The following is a 19,495-nucleotide window of genomic DNA, read 5'->3' on the forward strand; positions in this document are numbered from 1 at the left end:
TACTAGTATGTTCATATTATCACACTTTCTTCTTGGCATTAAAGTGTCCCCCTTGTCAAGACAGAAATTTTAATTTTCTAAGTGAACCAGATATTCCCATTTAGTAGCAGCAATAACGATGCTATTAGTTGCCTCTTTTGAAATGATTTTATCGTCGTCGTAAACTTTAGACCAGTCGCCGAGGCTGTGGAGAGTGTGGACAACACGGTTTTTGTTGTCCAAGCCTTGTGCGTCAACCTGGAGCGTAGCGGAGGGTTGTCCACATGGCGGCACTATCCATCAGCCTACTTGACTTTGATATACGATATGTCTTGCTATTATTAAGCTGCCTTGCTTATCCCCAGATAGACTTCTTGAGGAGTTAGGTAGTCATGGGTTTGATGTGGCCGTTCTATATTATATTCTTGGATATATTCTCTAATACCGATCCTTAGGTCTCTAGGTGTTAGATATTCATGTGTGTAGATTTGTTCGGTTTTTAGACTTCTAAACCATCGCTCTATGATAACATTATCAATCCAACGGGCCTTGCCGTCCATGCTTTGTCTGATGTTCACGCTCTTTAAATATTCTGTGTAATCAGCGCTTGTGAACTGAGACCCCTGATCGCTGTTGATAATTTCCGGCGTGCCGTATCTGTTGATAGCTTCTTTAACTGCTGCTAACACCGGTGCGGTGTCCAAAGTATCTGATAGTTCCCAGCCTACTATGTAACGACTATACCAGTCGATGACGGCTGTTAGATACATATGACTTCTGCCCATCTTAATGTAGGTAATGTCAATGGCCCAAACCTGGTTTGCCCGATTAATATCTAGGTTTCTTAACAGGTAAGGATAGATTTTGTGCTGCTTATTACGCTTTGACAGGTTGGGTTTAGGATAGACCGCATATATTCCCATTTCGTCCATATAGCGTTTAATTAACTTACGGCCAACCTTAATGTGGTCTTCATTCTGTAGCTTTTTGCGAAGCTTCCTAACCCCTAGATATGGCATCTTGGTATGCCAGTAATCAAGCCTGTTTTTAATCATATTTTCGCGCTCTCTGTCAGGTTCTTTAGGTGTGTAATAAAAACTGGTTCTATTGATCTCAAGTAACTGGCATTGCCGATTAACCGGCAGTTTGTTATTTTTTGAAACCAGACTTATTCTCCCAGTCGACCCCAAGAACTTCTTTAGATTTTTTTTTGAGCCAGTCATTCTCAATAGTGAGTTGACCGACTTTTGCCATTAATTCGGTTCTTTCTTCGTCCAAAGCTTTTTCTTGGGCACGAAGCTCTTTTTCTTGCTTGCTTTGTGAGAACACCTGTGGTGCATTCTCTAAAAAATCTTTTTTCCAGTTGCGCAGTTGATTGGGGCTTAACTCATGTTCGGCTGCTAGTTCGCCGATCTGTTTTTCTTCTTTGAGTAGCTCCAGTACGATTTTAGTTTTGAATTCGGCTGTAAATTTTCGTCTTCCCATTTTGTATGAACCTTCTTTCTGACAGTTTTCCTGCCGTTTATTATATCAGGTTCACTTAGTTTGTCGAAAATTTTGTCTGAATTCATGGGTACATTATACATATTGTAAGTTATTTACACGATGTATATATTATTACTTATTATTTATGTTATGATTCCCCTGCTGAAAGGGAGTGATTACCCCCTATTAACCCCTTGGGAGAATTTAAAATAAGCTCATTTTTTGTTTAGTTACCTCAAAGCCGGATTTTTTCAGGTATATGATGTACATATACATCAATAAATCCTTGTTTTCACTGTGTTTTGCTCTACATTGGACACACCACTTCCCTGCCTTTTGGTTTAGGCTTATTCATTGCTCGGGAAAATTGTTTGAAGTTATGACCAATTACCTTGAGGCCAATTTGTAACTGACATTTGATCAGGCCTCTTACTCTAAGTTTGTTAGCACCTTGGCCCCTTTTAATTGCAGAGTTGGTACCCTCTATGGCAGCCCTTTTACTGGTGTTTTCACGTCGTATTTCCTTTTTTGAAATTTCTTGGCGGGTGTTGGCTGCTAGTATTGCTTTTTTACTGGCTCTCAGTACCATTGATTTTTTCTGCGGCTTTACGGGACAATGCTCTCTTATGGGGCAATAAAGGCATTCTGACTTCTCAAAATGGGTCGTTGTACTTTTAGATTTCTTACTATAGTCGCTTCGAAGTGGTATTTTACCTGCAGGACATTTTTCCACCTCATGTTCTTCATTGAAGTTGAAGTTTGTCAGAGGTAATTTGTTACTGGTACTTTTCCTGCCGGTCATGTCTGTAAAATGCAGTTTGACTTCTGCTTCATCAGCTTTGTTAATTGTTTCTTCGCCGTAATAGCCGCCATCTACGTAGAGGTCAGTAACATCAGTATTTTTCTTGATAGTATCTACACGTTTTCGTGCCAGTTCTGTATCGCTTTTTATATTGACATCCAGATCGTAATCTGTAATTAGCTGCACCGGATTATCTTTCGAACATGTTTCAGCTAGATTAACAACATAGCCTTGGTTCGTCTTACCGTTTTTATTTCTAAAGGTAGCGTCCGTATCATGGGCAGACTGCATGGATGCGGAAGAAATTTCTTTATTATCTTCGGGCACCCAGACTTTCTTTTCTGTATCATAATGTGCTTGTTCATTGAGAAAACGAGCTAACAGTTTGATTTCCTCTTTTGAAGTTAGTTGTTTTGCTTTAGCGAGGTCATAAATTTCTGTACAAAGTATGAGTACTGTCTCAAGCTTGGCATTTATCTTACTGGCCTTGGTTTTAAACAGCAGTTTGGTCTTGAAGGAAGGCTCCAGTACTTCTTTTAGTGAGTTGCTTAAATGTTTTTGAGGTATTGCTTTCACGGCTTTTTCTAAAAAATCATAAGCAAGGGATAACCTTCCAGCTCTTTTAATATTAGGGGTAACATAGGTTGAGTCCATTCTTTGTTCGTCTGTTTTAATATTGGCTTTATCGATGAAATGCCGAGTTAAGATTTCAAACTGCTTAAACATGATTTCTTCTTCATCGGGGTGTTCCTTAACGTAGTTGACGAGGCGTTCTCTAAATTCATACAGGGTGCGTTCAGCAAAGTATATTTCGCCAATATTTTTGATACCTAAAGCGTAGATTACCTGATAATTGAAATAGAATTGTTCTAAGATTTCTTCATCTGTGTAGTCGAACATATTCTTTATTAATTCCAATGATAAAAGGATATTTACCGGGAAATTAGGCCTGCCGTTATCAAAACAGTAAAGTGGAGCAAACACTTCTTCATCTATTTTACAAAAGACATGCTCATAAAAAATCGGTGCCCAGGTATCTTTCAGCATTTTAGCTATTTTAGGGTTCATGGTTTGATAGTGACTGAACAATTCTTCCTGCAAATGACCATCGTTTTTTCTAAACATTCTTTGCACGCCCCTTCGCCTCAAGTGTAGACCTACCAATGGTTTCTACCATTATTACTTCGACGCGAAGGGGGTAAAATCTTCCTTTTTAAGACCTTTTTTTAGGGGTTTTTGCAGGGGAATCATGTTATACTTTTTAATAATTTTACATATTTATCTAATGTTTCCTCATATATATAAGATTCAAAGTTAAAATGTTTGTTTCTTTCTAATACTTCTTTTATCTCTAGAAATTTATCACTTGGAGTATCTTCTAAGACATTAATATATCTATCTCCATAAAAATTTGTTGTATCAAACAACTTGATAAATGCGCTGATTTTTCCATTTTTTTTATCTGTATAATCTAATATATAGTTATTACCATTTAATAATGTTTGAAAAACAACAGAATGATACCTCATACCTATGCAAGCTTCAGCTTCAGAGTAAATATCAAATAATTGATATAAATTCATAGGCTTATGCACAACTTCAATATTCTCTGACTTTGTTTCATTTTGTAGCTTAGTTAAATAATATCTATCGTCTCCGCCTATACCATATGTATGCATTGGAATTAATTTTACCATGCCGTACTTCTTTGAAACATCTTCTAATAATTCAATAATCTTAGTCTCAGAAACATACTTATCGGCCCTGAATCCGATATTCTGAAATTGGCGAACATTAACAGCTATGTAATTTTTAAGCGTCCCTCTAGTTTCTTGCTTGTGTAATTTATACTGATAACCAGCAAGTATTGCAGGATCATGAGAATAATTAAATTGAATCATAGGGTCTTTTAATAGTTCTTTTGATGACTCTACAGATTTTTTATCTCTAAAAATAACTAGATTAGAATGCTTTAATATTTCTTTAGCCGTATTCTTAAACTGTTTTCTATATAGCGGTCCTAAACCACATCCAAGAATCGCCGTGGGTTTTCGGTTTTTATTCGCTTTGATGAAAATATATTTTATTACTTCTAATTCCATAAGGTCCATTATCGGACCACCACCAAATACTACTAAGTCTGTTGCATTGATTTCACGATCTAAAACACCTAAATTATTTACATCAAAATAAGTCAAGTTTAATCCAGGTGCTATACTTACATATATGTTTCTATCTTCAATTAGGGTTCGTTTAGTTAAAAAAGGATACAAACTAGCAATTTTAACATTAACATCACCTTTTTGAAAAGTATTCCCTAAAATTTTTAATATGCCTGCTAAAATCGCTCTATCGCCTAATGTTTCAGTTCCATACCAACCACAAATTAATATATTCACTAAACCAACCTCCCTCTATAATCTTTAAATTTCTTCGTTTTTCTCCCTCATTCTTAGAAATTCATTCTTTCAAAAATGAGCTTGTTCCGCAAAGCAGGCCTCTAAATTACAGATATTCAAATATATGGAATATAAGGGTTGCCACTTATTATATAATGTACCCATGAATTCAGACAAAATTTTCGACAAACTAAGTGAACCTGATATAATAAACGGCAGGAAAACTGTCAGAAAGAAGGTTCATACAAAATGGGAAGACGAAAATTTACAGCCGAATTCAAAACTAAAATCGTACTGGAGCTACTCAAAGAAGAAAAACAGATCGGCGAACTAGCAGCCGAACATGAGTTAAGCCCCAATCAACTGCGCAACTGGAAAAAAGATTTTTTAGAGAATGCACCACAGGTGTTCTCACAAAGCAAGCAAGAAAAAGAGCTTCGTGCCCAAGAAAAAGCTTTGGACGAAGAAAGAACCGAATTAATGGCAAAAGTCGGTCAACTCACTATTGAGAATGACTGGCTCAAAAAAAAATCTAAAGAAGTTCTTGGGGTCGACTGGGAGAATAAGTCTGGTTTCAAAAAATAACAAACTGCCGGTTAATCGGCAATGCCAGTTACTTGAGATCAATAGAACCAGTTTTTATTACACACCTAAAGAACCTGACAGAGAGCGCGAAAATATGATTAAAAACAGGCTTGATTACTGGCATACCAAGATGCCATATCTAGGGGTTAGGAAGCTTCGCAAAAAGCTACAGAATGAAGACCACATTAAGGTTGGCCGTAAGTTAATTAAACGCTATATGGACGAAATGGGAATATATGCGGTCTATCCTAAACCCAACCTGTCAAAGCGTAATAAGCAGCACAAAATCTATCCTTACCTGTTAAGAAACCTAGATATTAATCGGGCAAACCAGGTTTGGGCCATTGACATTACCTACATTAAGATGGGCAGAAGTCATATGTATCTAACAGCCGTCATCGACTGGTATAGTCGTTACATAGTAGGCTGGGAACTATCAGATACTTTGGACACCGCACCGGTGTTAGCAGCAGTTAAAGAAGCTATCAACAGATACGGCACGCCGGAAATTATCAACAGCGATCAGGGGTCTCAGTTCACAAGCGCTGATTACACAGAATATTTAAAGAGCGTGAACATCAGACAAAGCATGGACGGCAAGGCCCGTTGGATTGATAATGTTATCATAGAGCGATGGTTTAGAAGTCTAAAAACCGAACAAATCTACACACATGAATATCTAACACCTAGAGACCTAAGGATCGGTATTAGAGAATATATCCAAGAATATAATATAGAACGGCCACATCAAACCCATGACTACCTAACTCCTCAAGAAGTCTATCTGGGGATAAGCAAGGCAGCTTAATAATAGCAAGACATATCGTATATCAAAGTCAAGTAGGCTGATGGATAGTGCCGCCATGTGGACAACCCTCCGCTACGCTCCAGGTTGACGCACAAGGCTTGGACAACAAAAACCGTGTTGTCCACACTCTCCACAGCCTCGGCGACTGGTCTAAAGTTTACGACGACGATAAAATCATTTCAAAAGAGGCAACTAATAGCATCGTTATTGCTGCTACTAAATGGGAATATCTGGTTCACTTAGAAAATTAAAATTTCTGTCTTGACAAGGGGGACACTTTATTACGGTCACTTGCGAAATCTTGAAATTTTGGTTATACTTCATCTTGGAGTACCTCCTTTGCGAATTAAGGGTCATCGACCGGTGACACCTAGTATATTAGCAGGAGGTACTTCTTTTTTCAAAGATCATTTTTTTTGATTACAGGAATGCTCCTAGTTTGTATTACAATATCATTGTTATATTCGATATTTGAAAGGCTTCCTAATTATATCATCAACGTACTCCTTATAGTATTCAACAGCTACAGATCCAGAGTAGTGGGAACAATTATTACACTCTTTGGAAACTAATCGGTTCCTATAATCCAAATTGCTTTCAAAAATTATATCGGCAGGTTTATTAATCGAATTTCCAATTACTTTACTCTGAGTTGCACAATATGAAATATCTCCATTCGGCATAAGCGTTATTCCATCAACTTGATAATCACATTTTGCTATTCGTTTTCCATCAAGTAGGTATCTATAAATCGAATAATATTTTTCTGAATTGGTTCTCCTAAATTTATAATAAAACCATTCTGTAGCCAGAGTTTTAAAATGTTCATCTGTTAGCACGGAGAAATGATTAAATCTATCCTCATTAAATAATCTCTTGTGAATTGTAGCTATGTTATATGAGATATCAATCTTATTTTTTTCCGCCCAATAATCCACTTCATTAATCTTTTCAATATTCACTTTTGTAATCGTACATAATACACCAAAATTATCGCAGTATTTCCCGGGTGCATTCGATATTGAAATACATGTGTTCTCAATACTATTAAAAATATTTTTCCTGCCTCTCATTTTATCTTGCATTGTTCCTATTCCATCTACCGATATCGAGACTGTTAATTTAATATTATTCATTTCACATTCTTTTTTTATAATTTCTAACTTGTTTAATATTCTTTCAGTTAAGTATCCATTAGTTATAATAAAGATATTTCTTAGTTTAGGAAGTCTATTAATTATCGTTTTTATATAGTTTTCAATGTCCTTTACAACAAATGGCTCTCCTCCATTTGTACCAATCGATCTTACATTACTAAATAGATTGTTCGATAATATTTTATCAACATCTTCAATATCCATATCTCTTTGTTGAGACATCTTTTGCATTCCGCACATTACACAATCAAAATTACACTTATAAGTTATGGGAAATTGAAGAACTCTTGGTTTATTGGATTGCAATTTTCTAATAACTCTCTTTATTTTTTCTTTAATTATTTTGGTCAAGTACTTTGTGTTGTATTTAATGGATTGACTAGCATATAACAAAAATCTAGCGATGTACGGATAATCATGCAGTAAAGTTCTAGCAATTTTCTTCATATAATTCACCTCATATTATTTATGTTTTCTTCTCTCGTTTAATAAAATTTTTAATAAAGAAGATTATTGTTGTTAAGAAACGTTTATTTAAGAATATTATCCCTAACATTATTAAAACACTTAAATTACTTATCAAATTATCTGATCTAGAAATTATGAAAACCTGAATTTGTAACAAAAGCCAACTAATTATATTCTTTGAACTAAATTCAAAGAACTTTCTGCTTGATTTAAACTTTTTTGTGTCAATTATTCTATATATCACTACTACTAAGTAACTGGCATAAGTGGAAAATCCAGCACCAACAAGCCCGTATTTCGGTATGAGCATAATATTTAATCCAATATTTAAAATCGCACCACTTAATGTGGAAAGCATATTACCAAGGTTTTTTTTCGCAACAATGTAGTTATTACCGATAAAGGCCGCTAAAACACTAAATCCTGCCGATAGTAGTAATAGTGATCCGCTTTCCCAAGCTGAATAATAGCTATCTGCCACATATATTTTTACAATAATCTTAAGAACCACTATGAGTACTGTAATTAATATAAATAAAAAACTAATTACATTCTCAAATATCACCTCATAATATCTTTCTTTATCTGGTGAGTTTTGCTCCTTAACTGCACTAAGTAACCACGCTTGTATAAAAACTCCAGATATTGTAGTAATAATTGCAGGAACTTTATTTGCCACTGCATAAATAGCATTAGCATCTGCCCCCATATTCCAGAGAATTATATATCTATCTGAAGCATTAGTTATCCACCAAAATAGGGCATTTGGTATTAAAAACATACTATATCTTAACATCTCAAAAATATATATTGAGTTTTCTTTTTTGAAAATTTTATAAGTTAGAAAAGTAAACGCTTTAATTCTTATTGAAAAATATAGTATTGCAGATAAATATCCTGTACAAAGTGATATTAAATATCCTTCTATTCCCAAATTTAGAACTGCAATTGTATAAATACTGAGAGCTGTTGATATAAATACATACAATATATTCCCAAAAATGAAATCTTTTATCTTTTCCATGCCTCTGGTAAATTCACTTAATAAAACATATATAATATTTGCTGTGAATAATAACAGGAGCAATTTTTGATATGCTTCAATAAATTTAACTACTGTAAAAAATCTTGATGCTACGAAAAACAATGCCAGATTTATACATATTATAAAAAAAGCATACGAAAATATTAGTTCTCTATCTTTATTTTTTTCTAGAGTGAATCTTAATACAGCTTGATGAATAGATAATGTTATGATTGGCAATAACAAGTTCATACTTGTAGTAAAGATATCAATCATACCATAGTCTTCTTTCGTTAATACATACGTATAAAATGGTACCATCAAAAATGATATCAATTTTGTGCTAATCATTGATATACTATATAAATATGTGTTTTTCATCAAATATTTTGTGTTACTATTCATAGAAATCCTTCTTTAACATAGATTTATATCCAAAATCACTAGCGTTGCATAAATAAAAACCAAATTTGTCAACCCTGAAAAACAGTTGAAAACTGAAAGAAAAACGTCGAAAAACCCTGATTTAACAAGAAAAATCCCTTATAATAGAGATATAGGGTAGTCCTTGCCCAAATCTCTAAAATAAGGGAGATCCATATATGGGATAAGGATACCAAAATAGCCACATTTTTCAACTGTTTGAACCCATCTTAAATGGACAATATGTTGCGATTATCCTCCGAGATACATTACCTACCATGTTCTCATCTGCTGCTTTATCTTTTGGTTTTGCGGCCCTAGCCGGGATAAGGGTTGTCCCATAGTGCCGTGCCATCTCCTGATAACTTTTGTTTAATACAGGGTCAACAAGATCCGGCTTAGTAACTGCAGTCTTGGTATTGTCAGGAATGGTGACTTTCGGAACGCCTTTAAAGAATTCAAATGCTCTAACATGTGCATCAATCCAACTTGGTGCTTTCATATCCCCGAAGGCATATACAAAAGGATAGCTGCTTGCCGGAAGCACAGCGACAAATATGTACGCACATCTTTTTTCTCCTGTAGATGTCTCTACATAGGACATTGTCTGACCCGCCCAATCGACTTCAATTTCCTCACCGGCTTTATGTTCTTTACGCATTGAGAGGTTATTATTCTTTTTGAATTTCCTGTATCGCTCACAAAATTGGGTGTACATGACCCCATCCCGATGTTTTTCTTTATACTCCTCCCAAAGAAGCATCAGCGTAACGCCTTTTTTCTTCATTTCACGAAAGGTATAATCCATATCGGGTTCAGGGGGAGAGGTCATTTTTTCCGTTGGAGGGTATAATGCTGACATCAATTGTTTGTCACTAAGCTCAACCGGCCAAGTGATCCCAGCTTTTTTGGCCCTCCCGAGTAGCTCTGAAACTGTGGTCTTGCCGCAGTTATTTGCTTTGCCTATTTCTCTTAAAGATAGTCCGGTTTCGTACTTCAGTCTTAAAATTTCTCTTACTTTTAGCATCTCCAGTCTCCTCATCGTCTGGCCCCCCCTTAATCTATCTGATTAAAAGAGTACCAGTTTTTTTATTTAATCGACAAGGTGTCCGGATGTGCCGTTATGCTGTCCGGATGTTTCCGGAATGGGTGTCCGGATACGGCCGAAATACGCATAAAAAGTTTATCACAAGCTGAGCTATCAATATTATTCCATGTCAAAAGGTTTCCAATAGCTTCTCGACTTTCCCATATCATATGTCCTTCAAATGAAAATAATGGATGCAATTCTTCGCCTAGAACATTATAGCGCCCACACATTGCTATTTGGGAACTGTTTTCTTTACAAGCTTCAAGGAGTTTTTCATACATATCAGATTCAATAAAATCATCACTATCAACAAAACCAATATACTCTCCTTGCGCAACCTCTAACCCAGCATTTCTTGCATCTGATAATCCACCATTTTTTTTATGAATTACTTTAATACGACTATCTATTAAGGCATACTCGTCACATATTTTCCCACTTTGATCAGGAGAGCCATCATCAACCAAAATTAACTCAAACTCTTTAAAGGTTTGAGCCAAAATACTATCTATGCATCTATGAATATACTCTTCTACATTATAAACTGGTACAATTACACTTATTATTGGCATCATTTCTCTCCCTTCAACTTCTTTTAGAAACTATTTCTTCATATATTTCAAGTAATTTTCTATTATTATATTCTCTATCATGAGTTCTTAACGCACGTGCTCTGGAATTATTAGATAGCTTTATAGCTAAATCTTCATTTTCAAAAATCTCGCAAACATAATAAGCTAACATATATGGAGCATCGTGCTGATATAAAAACCCCTCTTCTTTGTCTACTAACATGTCTGGAATGCCTCCAACTAATGAGGCTACACTTGGAACACCTAGTATCATCGCTTCTCCTAATGAATTAGGGCTATTCTCGATTGAAGAAGGACAAACAAATACATGAGACTTTAAATATCTATGACACATACTTATCTCATCTAGCGGTCCAGTAAAAATAGTATTTTTTTCTAATGCTAGTTTTTTTATCATCTTCTTTATATACTTACCATAATAAGTCATCAATAACTGATCTTTTATGGTGTCTGATTTTGTTATATCTTTTCCACTTATATATACTTTCGCATTAGGATACTTTTTCAATATCAATGGCATTGCTTCTAACATATAGTGTAACCCCTTAATTGGGTATTGTCCTTGACTTAAAAAGATCGAGTGTTTTTCACAATCGTTGAGATTCCATTGGTGCTTATAAAATTGTTCTCTAAGCGTTTCATTACAAAAATGATACTTAGCTTCTGGATTTATTTGGTTTATACAGGCTTTATCCCATGTTGTTCGGCCAATAATATGATTTGTCTTTTTTAAAGCCTCGATCTCATTTTTCCCTCTATTTTTGAAAAGTCTTTTTAATCCACTCACATTATCTTTTCTTAAAATATTTCTAAATGTTTTACCATAAACAGCATGTACAGGCAAGTTAGAATACATATGTTTTTCTATTATTGATACTAATCCTTGAATGGATATTACTGTTTTTGTATTTAATTCATTACAGGTATTAACCATAGATAGAGTATGTGGTATCTCAGTTCCATAGATATGGACAATATCTGGCTTTAATTTATTTAATAATGTTTCGAATGATTCATTATATTCAATAACTTTATTGTCGGTTTCTTTAACTGGGATAAACGGGTAGTAGTTTATCTTTTCTCCTTTTAGTTCTTTGAATTTACTATCCTTATTACTTGGAAATGCTATAGATAGTTCTATACCTTCCTTATTTGCTAAATCTTTTGATGCATTTATTAACCAACCACCAAATGGCGATGGTTTCTCCCCCATTAATTGACTTGCTTCTGGTAATGGTATATTAATTGACCATAAGATATTCATCATGCCTCACCTACAATATTATTATTTTAAAAATTAAACTCTCCTATCTCATTTTTGTTGAAAGAAAAATAAAACGGTGTAACAAGTGGAAAGAACCATATATTTTGACTACTTAAGGTAATTACTAGGATGATAAATAATACTTTCTGATTTTTGATTAATCTAAGTAACTGAAAAATTATAAATATAAACAATGGATATCCATACCTAATAAAAATCTGTCCAAACGAATCCCACGGAGGCGTAGTTACGTTTCTATAATAAATGTCAAAACCACTATTACCCATTCCCATGAAATAGTTCTTTCCTTCATTAAAGGCATGTAATAGAGGTTGCAACCTAATCTCAAATGCAAAACTTCCAAATAGCTTATACCTAAATTGGTATATAAGCTCCTCTAAAATTAATCCTCCGAAGATTAGCACTGATGATAATATCAAAACCCTAGCTTTCTTATCTTCTATAAATAACTTAAACGTTACTGCCATGAAAATTAAAATTCCAGCCGTAGATCTAGTTGTTATTATAGCCAAAGCATAAATTCCAATCCTAAATAAGCTAATTTTTTTATTAGTCTTTAAATATGCATAAATTCCTAGATTTGCAATGAACTGAAATGCACCTGGTTCCCATGCTATACCTGCATTCCTTTTTAAAATGCCATTTGGCCCATTCGTTAATACATTGAAAATATAAGCGGTTCTATGTGTTGTATGATAGTAGTTATATGAAGGCAAATAAGTTACTAAATTAGGAATAAAAGTATATATTAATACACCTATTAAAGAAAACACGGCTAAAACAATTATTATTTTGTCCAAAAGATAATAGAATCTAGTTAATGTATACTTTTCACTGATAACATAACCTAAAAGTATACACATAGGAAAATATAGATTTAATATGTTCATTTGCGATATTGAAGATATATTTCTTAAATCCAAAGCTAAGCTTAAGGTAAAAATTGCGATAAATATTCCTAGTGTAATGATTTTATTTTTTCTAAATTTTAGCAGATATTTAAAATTTACTACTAAAAGCATCAATACTAATGCTGCTTTAATAGGTTGTGATAACAGCGGAGAGAAACTCGCTAGAATTAAAATTGTGATTTCTATATATGCATTTCTGTTATTCATTGTTAATCTCCCCATTATAAATATATAGTCAAAATTTTACTTTTCCCAAACAACTCTATTCACATAATCTGTGTAAGATAAAATAATTCTCAACACTTTATCAGACACATTAGCCATACTATAATCTGCAACCAACCTCAATGTGTCTTTCTCTTGTGTTTCAAGTATTTTTAGCCCTTGAAAAATTCTCTCCTTTTTAAGTCCTACCATCATCACTGATGCCTCTTCCATCGCTTCAGGTCGCTCATGAGCTTGTCTAATATTCAGTGCTTTAAATCCAACAATTGAAGACTCTTCACTGATTGTTCCACTGTCACTCAAAACAGCTTTAGCATACTTCTGAAGTTTCACATAATCATTGAATCCAAGAGGTTTCATTGTCTTAACTAATGGATTGAACTCAATGCCTTTAGCTTCAATCATTTTTCTTGTTCTTGGGTGTGTGCTTACAATCAACGGCATCTGATATTTTTCGGCTATCGTGTTTAAACTCTCTACAAGATCTATAAAGTTTTGCTTAGAACTTATGTTTTCTTCTCGATGAGCAGACACAACAAAATATTTACCCTCTTCTAATCCTAATCTTTCAAGAACATCTGACTTCTCGATATCTTCTTTTCTAGAATTAAGAACCTCAAACATCGGGCTACCAGTCTTAATTACTCTATCTGCAGAAAGGCCTTCTCTTAAGAGATAATCTCTAGCAATATCGCTATAAGTTAAATTGATATCTGCAATGTGGTCGACAATCTTTCTATTGGTTTCTTCTGGTACTCTTTGGTCAAAACATCTATTTCCTGCTTCCATATGGAATATCGGTATATGTCTTCTTTTTGCTGCTATCGTACATAAACAACTATTGGTATCTCCAAGGACCAAGAAGACATCTGGTTTTACCTCTTCCATAATCGGGTCTATTTTAATAAGGATATTCCCTATAGTTTCCACTGCTGTTCCGGTAGCTGCATTAAGGAAATAATCCGGTTTTTTCAAATTGAAGTCTTTAAAGAACACTTCATTTAATTCGTAATCATAATTCTGCCCTGTGTGTACAAGGATGTGTTCTATTGCTTCTGATTCTTCTAATTTATTGATAGTAGCTGACAGTCTAATAATCTCTGGCCTGGTTCCAACGACTGTCATCACTTTTAGTTTCTTCATCTATTAAACCTCCAAGTAATAAGTGTCCGGCTTTTCCGGGTCAAACGGTTCATTGGCCCACATGATGGTAACCATGTCGGTATTTCCAAGATTCTCAATGTTGTGTGTGTAGCCAGTTGGTATATCAACAACTTCCATCTTGTCACCACTTACGAAATACTCTAGTACTTCATCTGAATCAATCTTCCTAAATCGAATGACACCTTTACCACTTACAACTAGGAACTTCTCATTCTTGGTATGGTGCCAATGGTTACCTTTTGTAATTCCGGGCTTTGAGATATTAATCGAAACTTGTCCACGGTCAGGCGTTTTGATGACCTCGGTGAAAGACCCTCTCTGATCCACATTCATCTTTAAGTCATAACTAAACTCGTCTTCTGGTAAATAGCTTAGAAATGTGCTATAGAGCTTTTTTGTAAACGCATCAGACATATTTGGAACTGACCTATCTTCTCTACTTTTCCTAAACGAATAAATTAATTCTACTATTTCACCAAGTGTTATAGTATGTACCACAGAAACTTCACAGAATGAATCTACTTTGTTTTCATTTCCTTCTAATGCATTAATCAATTCATTAACTACATCATCTATATAAACAAGATTCATCACTACACTCGGATCATTCACTTTAATAGGTAAGTCATGAGCAATATTATGACAGAACGTCGCCACTGCACTGTTATAGTTTGGTCTGCACCACTTCCCGAAAACATTAGGAAATCTATACACAAGCACTTTTGCACCAGTTTCTTTACCATATGCAGACAAAAGATCTTCCCCTGCTTTCTTACTTTCACCATAAGGATTATCTAACTCAGCTTGAATAGAAGACGAAATCATCACCGGGCGGGTGTTATTATGTTTCTTAAGAGAATCTAATAGATCGGAGGTAAAACCAAAGTTGCCTTCCATAAACTCAGATTGTTCTTTTGGACGGTTAACTCCCGCGAGATGAAACACAAAGTCAGCCTCTTTACAATACTCATCAAGTAGAGAAGAATCTGTATCTCGATCATATTCAAAAATCTCAGTGTATTTTCTATTTCTGAGCTCTGCTATTAAGTTTTTTCCTATGAAGCCCTTTGCCCCAGTGACTAAAATCTTCATTATCTATCCCAACTTTCCAATTGTTCTCTTACATAATCAAGCTGAAGTAGCTTTTCTTTAATCTGCTCTATGTTAAGCCTTTCTGTATTATGAGAATTGTACTCATCTTCAGAGGATAGCTTTTGATCTCCTTCAACGAAGTATTTGTCATAGTTTAGATCCCTCTTATCAGCAGGTACTTTATAGAACCCCCCCATGTCCTTAGATACAACATGTTCTTCCTTTGTAAGGAGCGTTTCATAAAGCTTCTCTCCATGACGAGTACCGATTACTTTGATTTCATTGTCTGCATTAAATATTTCTTTAACTGCTTTAGCTAAATCTCCGATAGTTGATGCTGGGGATTTCTGAACCATAATATCTCCGGCTTCAGCATTTTGAAATGCAAACACAACAAGTTCAACCGCTTCTTCTAAACTCATCAAGAATCTTGTCATATTAGTATCTGTAACTGTCAAAGCTTGTCCACTCTTAATCTGATCAATAAACAACGGAATTACTGAACCTCTTGAAGCCATTACATTACCATATCTCGTACCACAGATAAGTGTTCTTTCTGAATCAACTGTCTTAGATTTTGCAACAAATACTTTCTCCATCATAGCTTTCGAGATTCCCATAGCGTTAATAGGATAAGCTGCCTTGTCAGTTGAAAGACAGATAACTTTTTTGACTCCCATCTCGATTGCACCTGTAAGTACATTATCTGTGCCAAGCACATTGGTCTTCACTGCTTCAAGTGGAAAGAACTCACAAGAAGGTACTTGCTTAAGAGCAGCTGCATGAAAAATATAATCTACTCCATGCATAGCATTTTTAACGCTTGAAAGATCTCTAACATCTCCAATATAAAACTTCAATTTATCATTCTTATAAATCTTTCTCATATCATCTTGTTTCTTCTCATCACGAGAAAAAATTCGGACTTCTTTGATATCTGTATCAAGGAATCTTTTCATAACTGCATTCCCAAAAGATCCTGTTCCACCTGTAATTAATAAAGTTTTATCTTTAAACATTCTCTATCTACTCCTACTCTCTTGAATCATCTCAATTATTTTTTGGCTTGCTGAAATGTTATTTTTCTCATTCAGCACATAAGTTCTAGCTCTATCTCCAAATTCACTTCTGCTATCTTCATCCATTAACAAAATTTCTTCAATTTTTTTAGTAAAGCTATCTATCGAATCATCTTCAACATAGTGAAAATACTTATCATATTCATCAGGTATTCCATCTAGTTTATATGCAATTACAGGTCTGCCTGTTAATAGATACTCCATATTCTTTGATGGGAATGAATACTTAGTAAATTCTTCATTATTCTGTCTAGGGTTTACTAGTACAGTTGCTCTTTTTTGGAGCTTAACTGCTTCTGTATTTGGTAATTGGCCTAAAAAAATAACCCTTTCATCTTTAGCGGCATAACTCTTAATAATTTCTTCTGAGTCTCCTCTACCACATATTTTGAGATGAGCATTTTTGATATTTATATTGTGGAAGGCCTCAACTAAGCTTACTACACCGAATTTCTTGTTTAGTGTGCCTGTATAAACCACAGTCATACTATCTGTACTTTTGATATCATCAGTTGGTTCTTCATTATTGCTGCTCTCTATATTTACAACTCCCTCAACAACAACATAGGGTCTCTCTCCTACGTTTAACATTTTTTTCATTGGATCAGTCAGTAAGACAAAGGAGTCTACAAATTTCGAATTCTTTTCAAAAATATCTATATCGATTTTCTTTAATCTATCGTAAATTAAAGTTCGTTTGTCATTCAGATTCATAAATTGAGGTAAGTCTGGAACAACTAGACATATGTGTATAGTTGGATCAATTTTTTTTGCATAAACTGCTGCTTGTAAAAACGGAGTGTGAGGAGAATAAATAAAAATCACCTTATTATCAACTCTATTAGTAGCAAAACTTTTAATGCCTTTAATTAAATTGCTTTTCCTAGAGATACTCCTATATCCCCATATATTATTAAAACCAACATAATTACTCTCAACTACATTTTTATAAATAGATTTCTGTCCTTTATATTGAATATCTTCATACTCTTTAGGGAAAGTGCCGATAAAAGGTGCTGACAATATCTCAAGATTCAAGTTATTTATCGCAAGTAATCCATCAATAAGATTCCACTGAAGCTTATTAGCAGCATAATGTACTGTCCCTTTTGATTTTTTAAGAATCTCATTTTCTATTGTGTTATCAAAAACTCCACCTAAAAACAAAACATTCATTAGCTACACTCCAAATCTCATTCAAATAATAAAACTTCTTAAACCTCAAAATATTCTCTCTATCATTAGTCTAAAACTTCTATAACAACCTCTTCTTCGTAGCATTAAACATGTATCCTATCTGACAATTTATACTCTTCATCAATGACAATTTCTGTTTTTTTCTTAAGCACCAAAAATATCTCTTTGCATTCTTAAATTTATTACTAGACACTGAATTTTCTGCGACTCTATACATTGCTAAGTTCTCATCTAACCCATAGGCAATATGACCTTCTCTTAAATATTTCATCCAAGTTAATACATCTTCTAAATATCCTACTTCTACTCTTATATCACCGAGTATTTCTTTATCCATAACAACTGTTAAGTTGCCAATAATTGTGTTTTTAAGATATTTATTATAGTTAATCTTCTCTGGCACTTTAAAAATTTTCTTTTTATCTAAAGGTTTATCACTCATAATTTCATACGAAGTAAAAGTAAACCCATATTTGTTTTCAAGCATAAATTCAAGCTGTCTTTCTAACTTATTTGGCTTCCAAGTATCATCAGAATCCAAAAAAGCAACAAATCTACCTTGCGATAATTCTAACGCTTTATTTCTTGCAGCTGCAGCTCCTGCATTCTTTTCTTGGTTAAACAATTTGATTCTAGGATCTTTCTTTGCATAAGACTCTACAATAAATTGTGTGTTATCAGTTGATTTGTCATTAACGATAATCATTTCCCAGTTCTGATATGTCTGATTTAAGACACTTCCTATACATTCTTCTATGTACTCTGCACAATTGTATGCAGGAGTAATTACAGATACTAAATGATTGGATTTATTGGTCGTCTCCCTCATTTCAATTTACCTACCCTTCCTAATTATTTCTCCGTCAACTCAATAGATTCTCTAAATGATCTAATTCGGTAATTCGCCTTATCATAGTCACTCATTGACTTCTCATAAACCAAATTGCCGAATACCTTATTAACTACTCCTATACCAAACATCATTCTAATGAGCCAATTCATCCAACTGATCATCCAAATCTTCTTCCCATGAACCTCAGCAATCGTACTAACCAGTTCACTGGTCTTCACATAGTCCTTGTTCTGAGGGAAATACAACCCGCTTTCCTCATGTTCTATCATGACTTTTATGAACTCACAAAGATTATCTATATGAAGCATACTGCGCTCATTATCGAAGTCAGGAAATACCGCTATCTTCTTAGCCATGTTTGCGAGTCTAGGATAGTTCCCTTTAGACCCTTTCCCATAAATCATAGGCGGTCTAAGCACCACAGTCTTGAAGTCATCGGACTCTAAATGCTTGATTCCTTCCTCAGCCTGCAGCTTACTATTTCCATAGAAGTTACTCGGTGTTGGAACTGTATTTTTATCAATGATTCTCTTGCTGCTGCTATCACCATAGACTATAATGCTGCTCATAAAAATGAACTGCTTTACACCTTCTGCCTTGGCCTTCTCAGCAGTTTCAATCGTAAGGTCTCTATTCACTTTATAGTAGAGGTCTTCCATCTTTGGATCAGATGAAACATGAGCTATCCCGGCTACATGAAACACAACATCATATTGACTAAAGTCCTTCTCTTTCCATGATCCATCTTTCATATCAACAGTATCTACTTTATATTTATCAGGTTCTCTCATGAGCCAATTCTCAAAAGATGTACCTATGTAACTGTTCTTTCCGGTAATTAGTACTCGCTTCATTACTTCACCTCGTATAAGTTGG

The 19,495-nt window shown here is 34.4% G+C and carries 15 protein-coding genes and 1 pseudogene; 1 reads left to right on the forward strand and 15 read right to left on the reverse strand.

What is annotated here, in order from left to right; all coding sequences use genetic code 11:
* Nucleotides 1–320: 320 nt before the first annotated feature.
* The 3 genes from MFMK1_RS13060 to MFMK1_RS13070 form a co-directional block, all read right to left on the reverse strand.
* Nucleotides 321–1,464 (reverse strand): IS3 family transposase gene (locus tag MFMK1_RS13060; RefSeq protein WP_366922096.1). Its coding sequence is split into 2 segments (ribosomal slippage): nt 321–1,191 and nt 1,190–1,464, totalling 1,146 coding nucleotides; the frame shifts between segments, so codons are not numbered across the junction.
* Nucleotides 1,465–1,771: 307 nt separating this feature from the next.
* Nucleotides 1,772–3,391, reverse strand: a complete 1,620-nt coding sequence (locus MFMK1_RS13065) for a transposase (protein WP_366922135.1) — start codon at nt 3,389–3,391, stop codon at nt 1,772–1,774.
* Nucleotides 3,392–3,513: 122 nt separating this feature from the next.
* Complete coding sequence (locus tag MFMK1_RS13070; RefSeq protein ID WP_366922136.1) at nt 3,514–4,665, reverse strand: polysaccharide pyruvyl transferase family protein; 1,152 nt, start codon at nt 4,663–4,665, stop codon at nt 3,514–3,516.
* A gap of 249 nt (nt 4,666–4,914) precedes the next feature.
* Here MFMK1_RS13070 and MFMK1_RS13075 point away from each other — a divergent pair.
* A protein-coding gene (locus MFMK1_RS13075) for an IS3 family transposase (protein WP_366922096.1) occupies nt 4,915–6,058 on the forward strand; the annotation gives its coding sequence in 2 pieces (ribosomal slippage) (nt 4,915–5,189 and nt 5,188–6,058; 1,146 coding nt in all).
* 458 nt (nt 6,059–6,516) lie between these two features.
* Here MFMK1_RS13075 and MFMK1_RS13080 read toward each other — a convergent pair.
* The 12 genes and pseudogenes from MFMK1_RS13080 to MFMK1_RS13135 form a co-directional block, all read right to left on the reverse strand.
* A complete protein-coding gene (locus tag MFMK1_RS13080) occupies nt 6,517–7,662 on the reverse strand; it encodes a radical SAM protein (RefSeq protein WP_366922137.1) in 1,146 nt (381 codons plus the stop codon).
* A 19-nt stretch (nt 7,663–7,681) separates the two neighbouring features.
* Nucleotides 7,682–9,112, reverse strand: coding sequence for a lipopolysaccharide biosynthesis protein (locus MFMK1_RS13085; RefSeq protein ID WP_366922138.1), 1,431 nt, complete (start codon nt 9,110–9,112; stop codon nt 7,682–7,684).
* A 229-nt stretch (nt 9,113–9,341) separates the two neighbouring features.
* Complete coding sequence (istA, locus tag MFMK1_RS13090) at nt 9,342–10,172, reverse strand: IS21 family transposase (RefSeq protein ID WP_366922139.1); 831 nt, start codon at nt 10,170–10,172, stop codon at nt 9,342–9,344.
* A 245-nt stretch (nt 10,173–10,417) separates the two neighbouring features.
* Nucleotides 10,418–10,795 (reverse strand): annotated as a pseudogene (locus MFMK1_RS13095) (glycosyltransferase family 2 protein); the annotation flags it as partial.
* Nucleotides 10,796–10,805: 10 nt separating this feature from the next.
* Nucleotides 10,806–12,080, reverse strand: a complete 1,275-nt coding sequence (locus MFMK1_RS13100; protein WP_366922140.1) for a glycosyltransferase family 4 protein — start codon at nt 12,078–12,080, stop codon at nt 10,806–10,808.
* 23 nt (nt 12,081–12,103) lie between these two features.
* Nucleotides 12,104–13,216 carry a hypothetical protein gene (locus MFMK1_RS13105; protein ID WP_366922141.1) on the reverse strand — a complete coding sequence of 371 codons (1,113 nt, stop codon included), beginning with the start codon at nt 13,214–13,216 and terminating at the stop codon, nt 12,104–12,106.
* Nucleotides 13,217–13,252: 36 nt separating this feature from the next.
* Nucleotides 13,253–14,377, reverse strand: a complete 1,125-nt coding sequence (gene wecB / locus MFMK1_RS13110) for a non-hydrolyzing UDP-N-acetylglucosamine 2-epimerase (protein WP_366922142.1) — start codon at nt 14,375–14,377, stop codon at nt 13,253–13,255.
* A gap of 3 nt (nt 14,378–14,380) precedes the next feature.
* Nucleotides 14,381–15,490 carry a capsular polysaccharide biosynthesis protein CapF gene (locus MFMK1_RS13115; protein ID WP_366922143.1) on the reverse strand — a complete coding sequence of 370 codons (1,110 nt, stop codon included), beginning with the start codon at nt 15,488–15,490 and terminating at the stop codon, nt 14,381–14,383.
* Nucleotides 15,490–16,509, reverse strand: a complete 1,020-nt coding sequence (locus MFMK1_RS13120) for a polysaccharide biosynthesis protein (protein WP_366922144.1) — start codon at nt 16,507–16,509, stop codon at nt 15,490–15,492. The genes MFMK1_RS13115 and MFMK1_RS13120 overlap by 1 nt, the downstream gene beginning before the upstream one ends.
* A 3-nt stretch (nt 16,510–16,512) precedes the next feature.
* A complete protein-coding gene (locus tag MFMK1_RS13125) occupies nt 16,513–17,745 on the reverse strand; it encodes a glycosyltransferase (protein WP_366922145.1) in 1,233 nt (410 codons plus the stop codon).
* A gap of 79 nt (nt 17,746–17,824) precedes the next feature.
* Complete coding sequence (locus MFMK1_RS13130; RefSeq protein ID WP_366922146.1) at nt 17,825–18,595, reverse strand: glycosyltransferase family 2 protein; 771 nt, start codon at nt 18,593–18,595, stop codon at nt 17,825–17,827.
* 23 nt (nt 18,596–18,618) lie between these two features.
* Nucleotides 18,619–19,473: an NAD-dependent epimerase/dehydratase family protein gene (locus MFMK1_RS13135; RefSeq protein ID WP_366922147.1), complete on the reverse strand. Its 855-nt coding sequence runs from the start codon at nt 19,471–19,473 to the stop codon at nt 18,619–18,621.
* Nucleotides 19,474–19,495: the final 22 nt, after the last annotated feature.

Origin of the sequence: Metallumcola ferriviriculae, from assembly GCF_035573695.1 — a bacterium.
Lineage (GTDB): Bacteria > Bacillota > JADQBR01 > JADQBR01 > JADQBR01 > Metallumcola > Metallumcola ferriviriculae.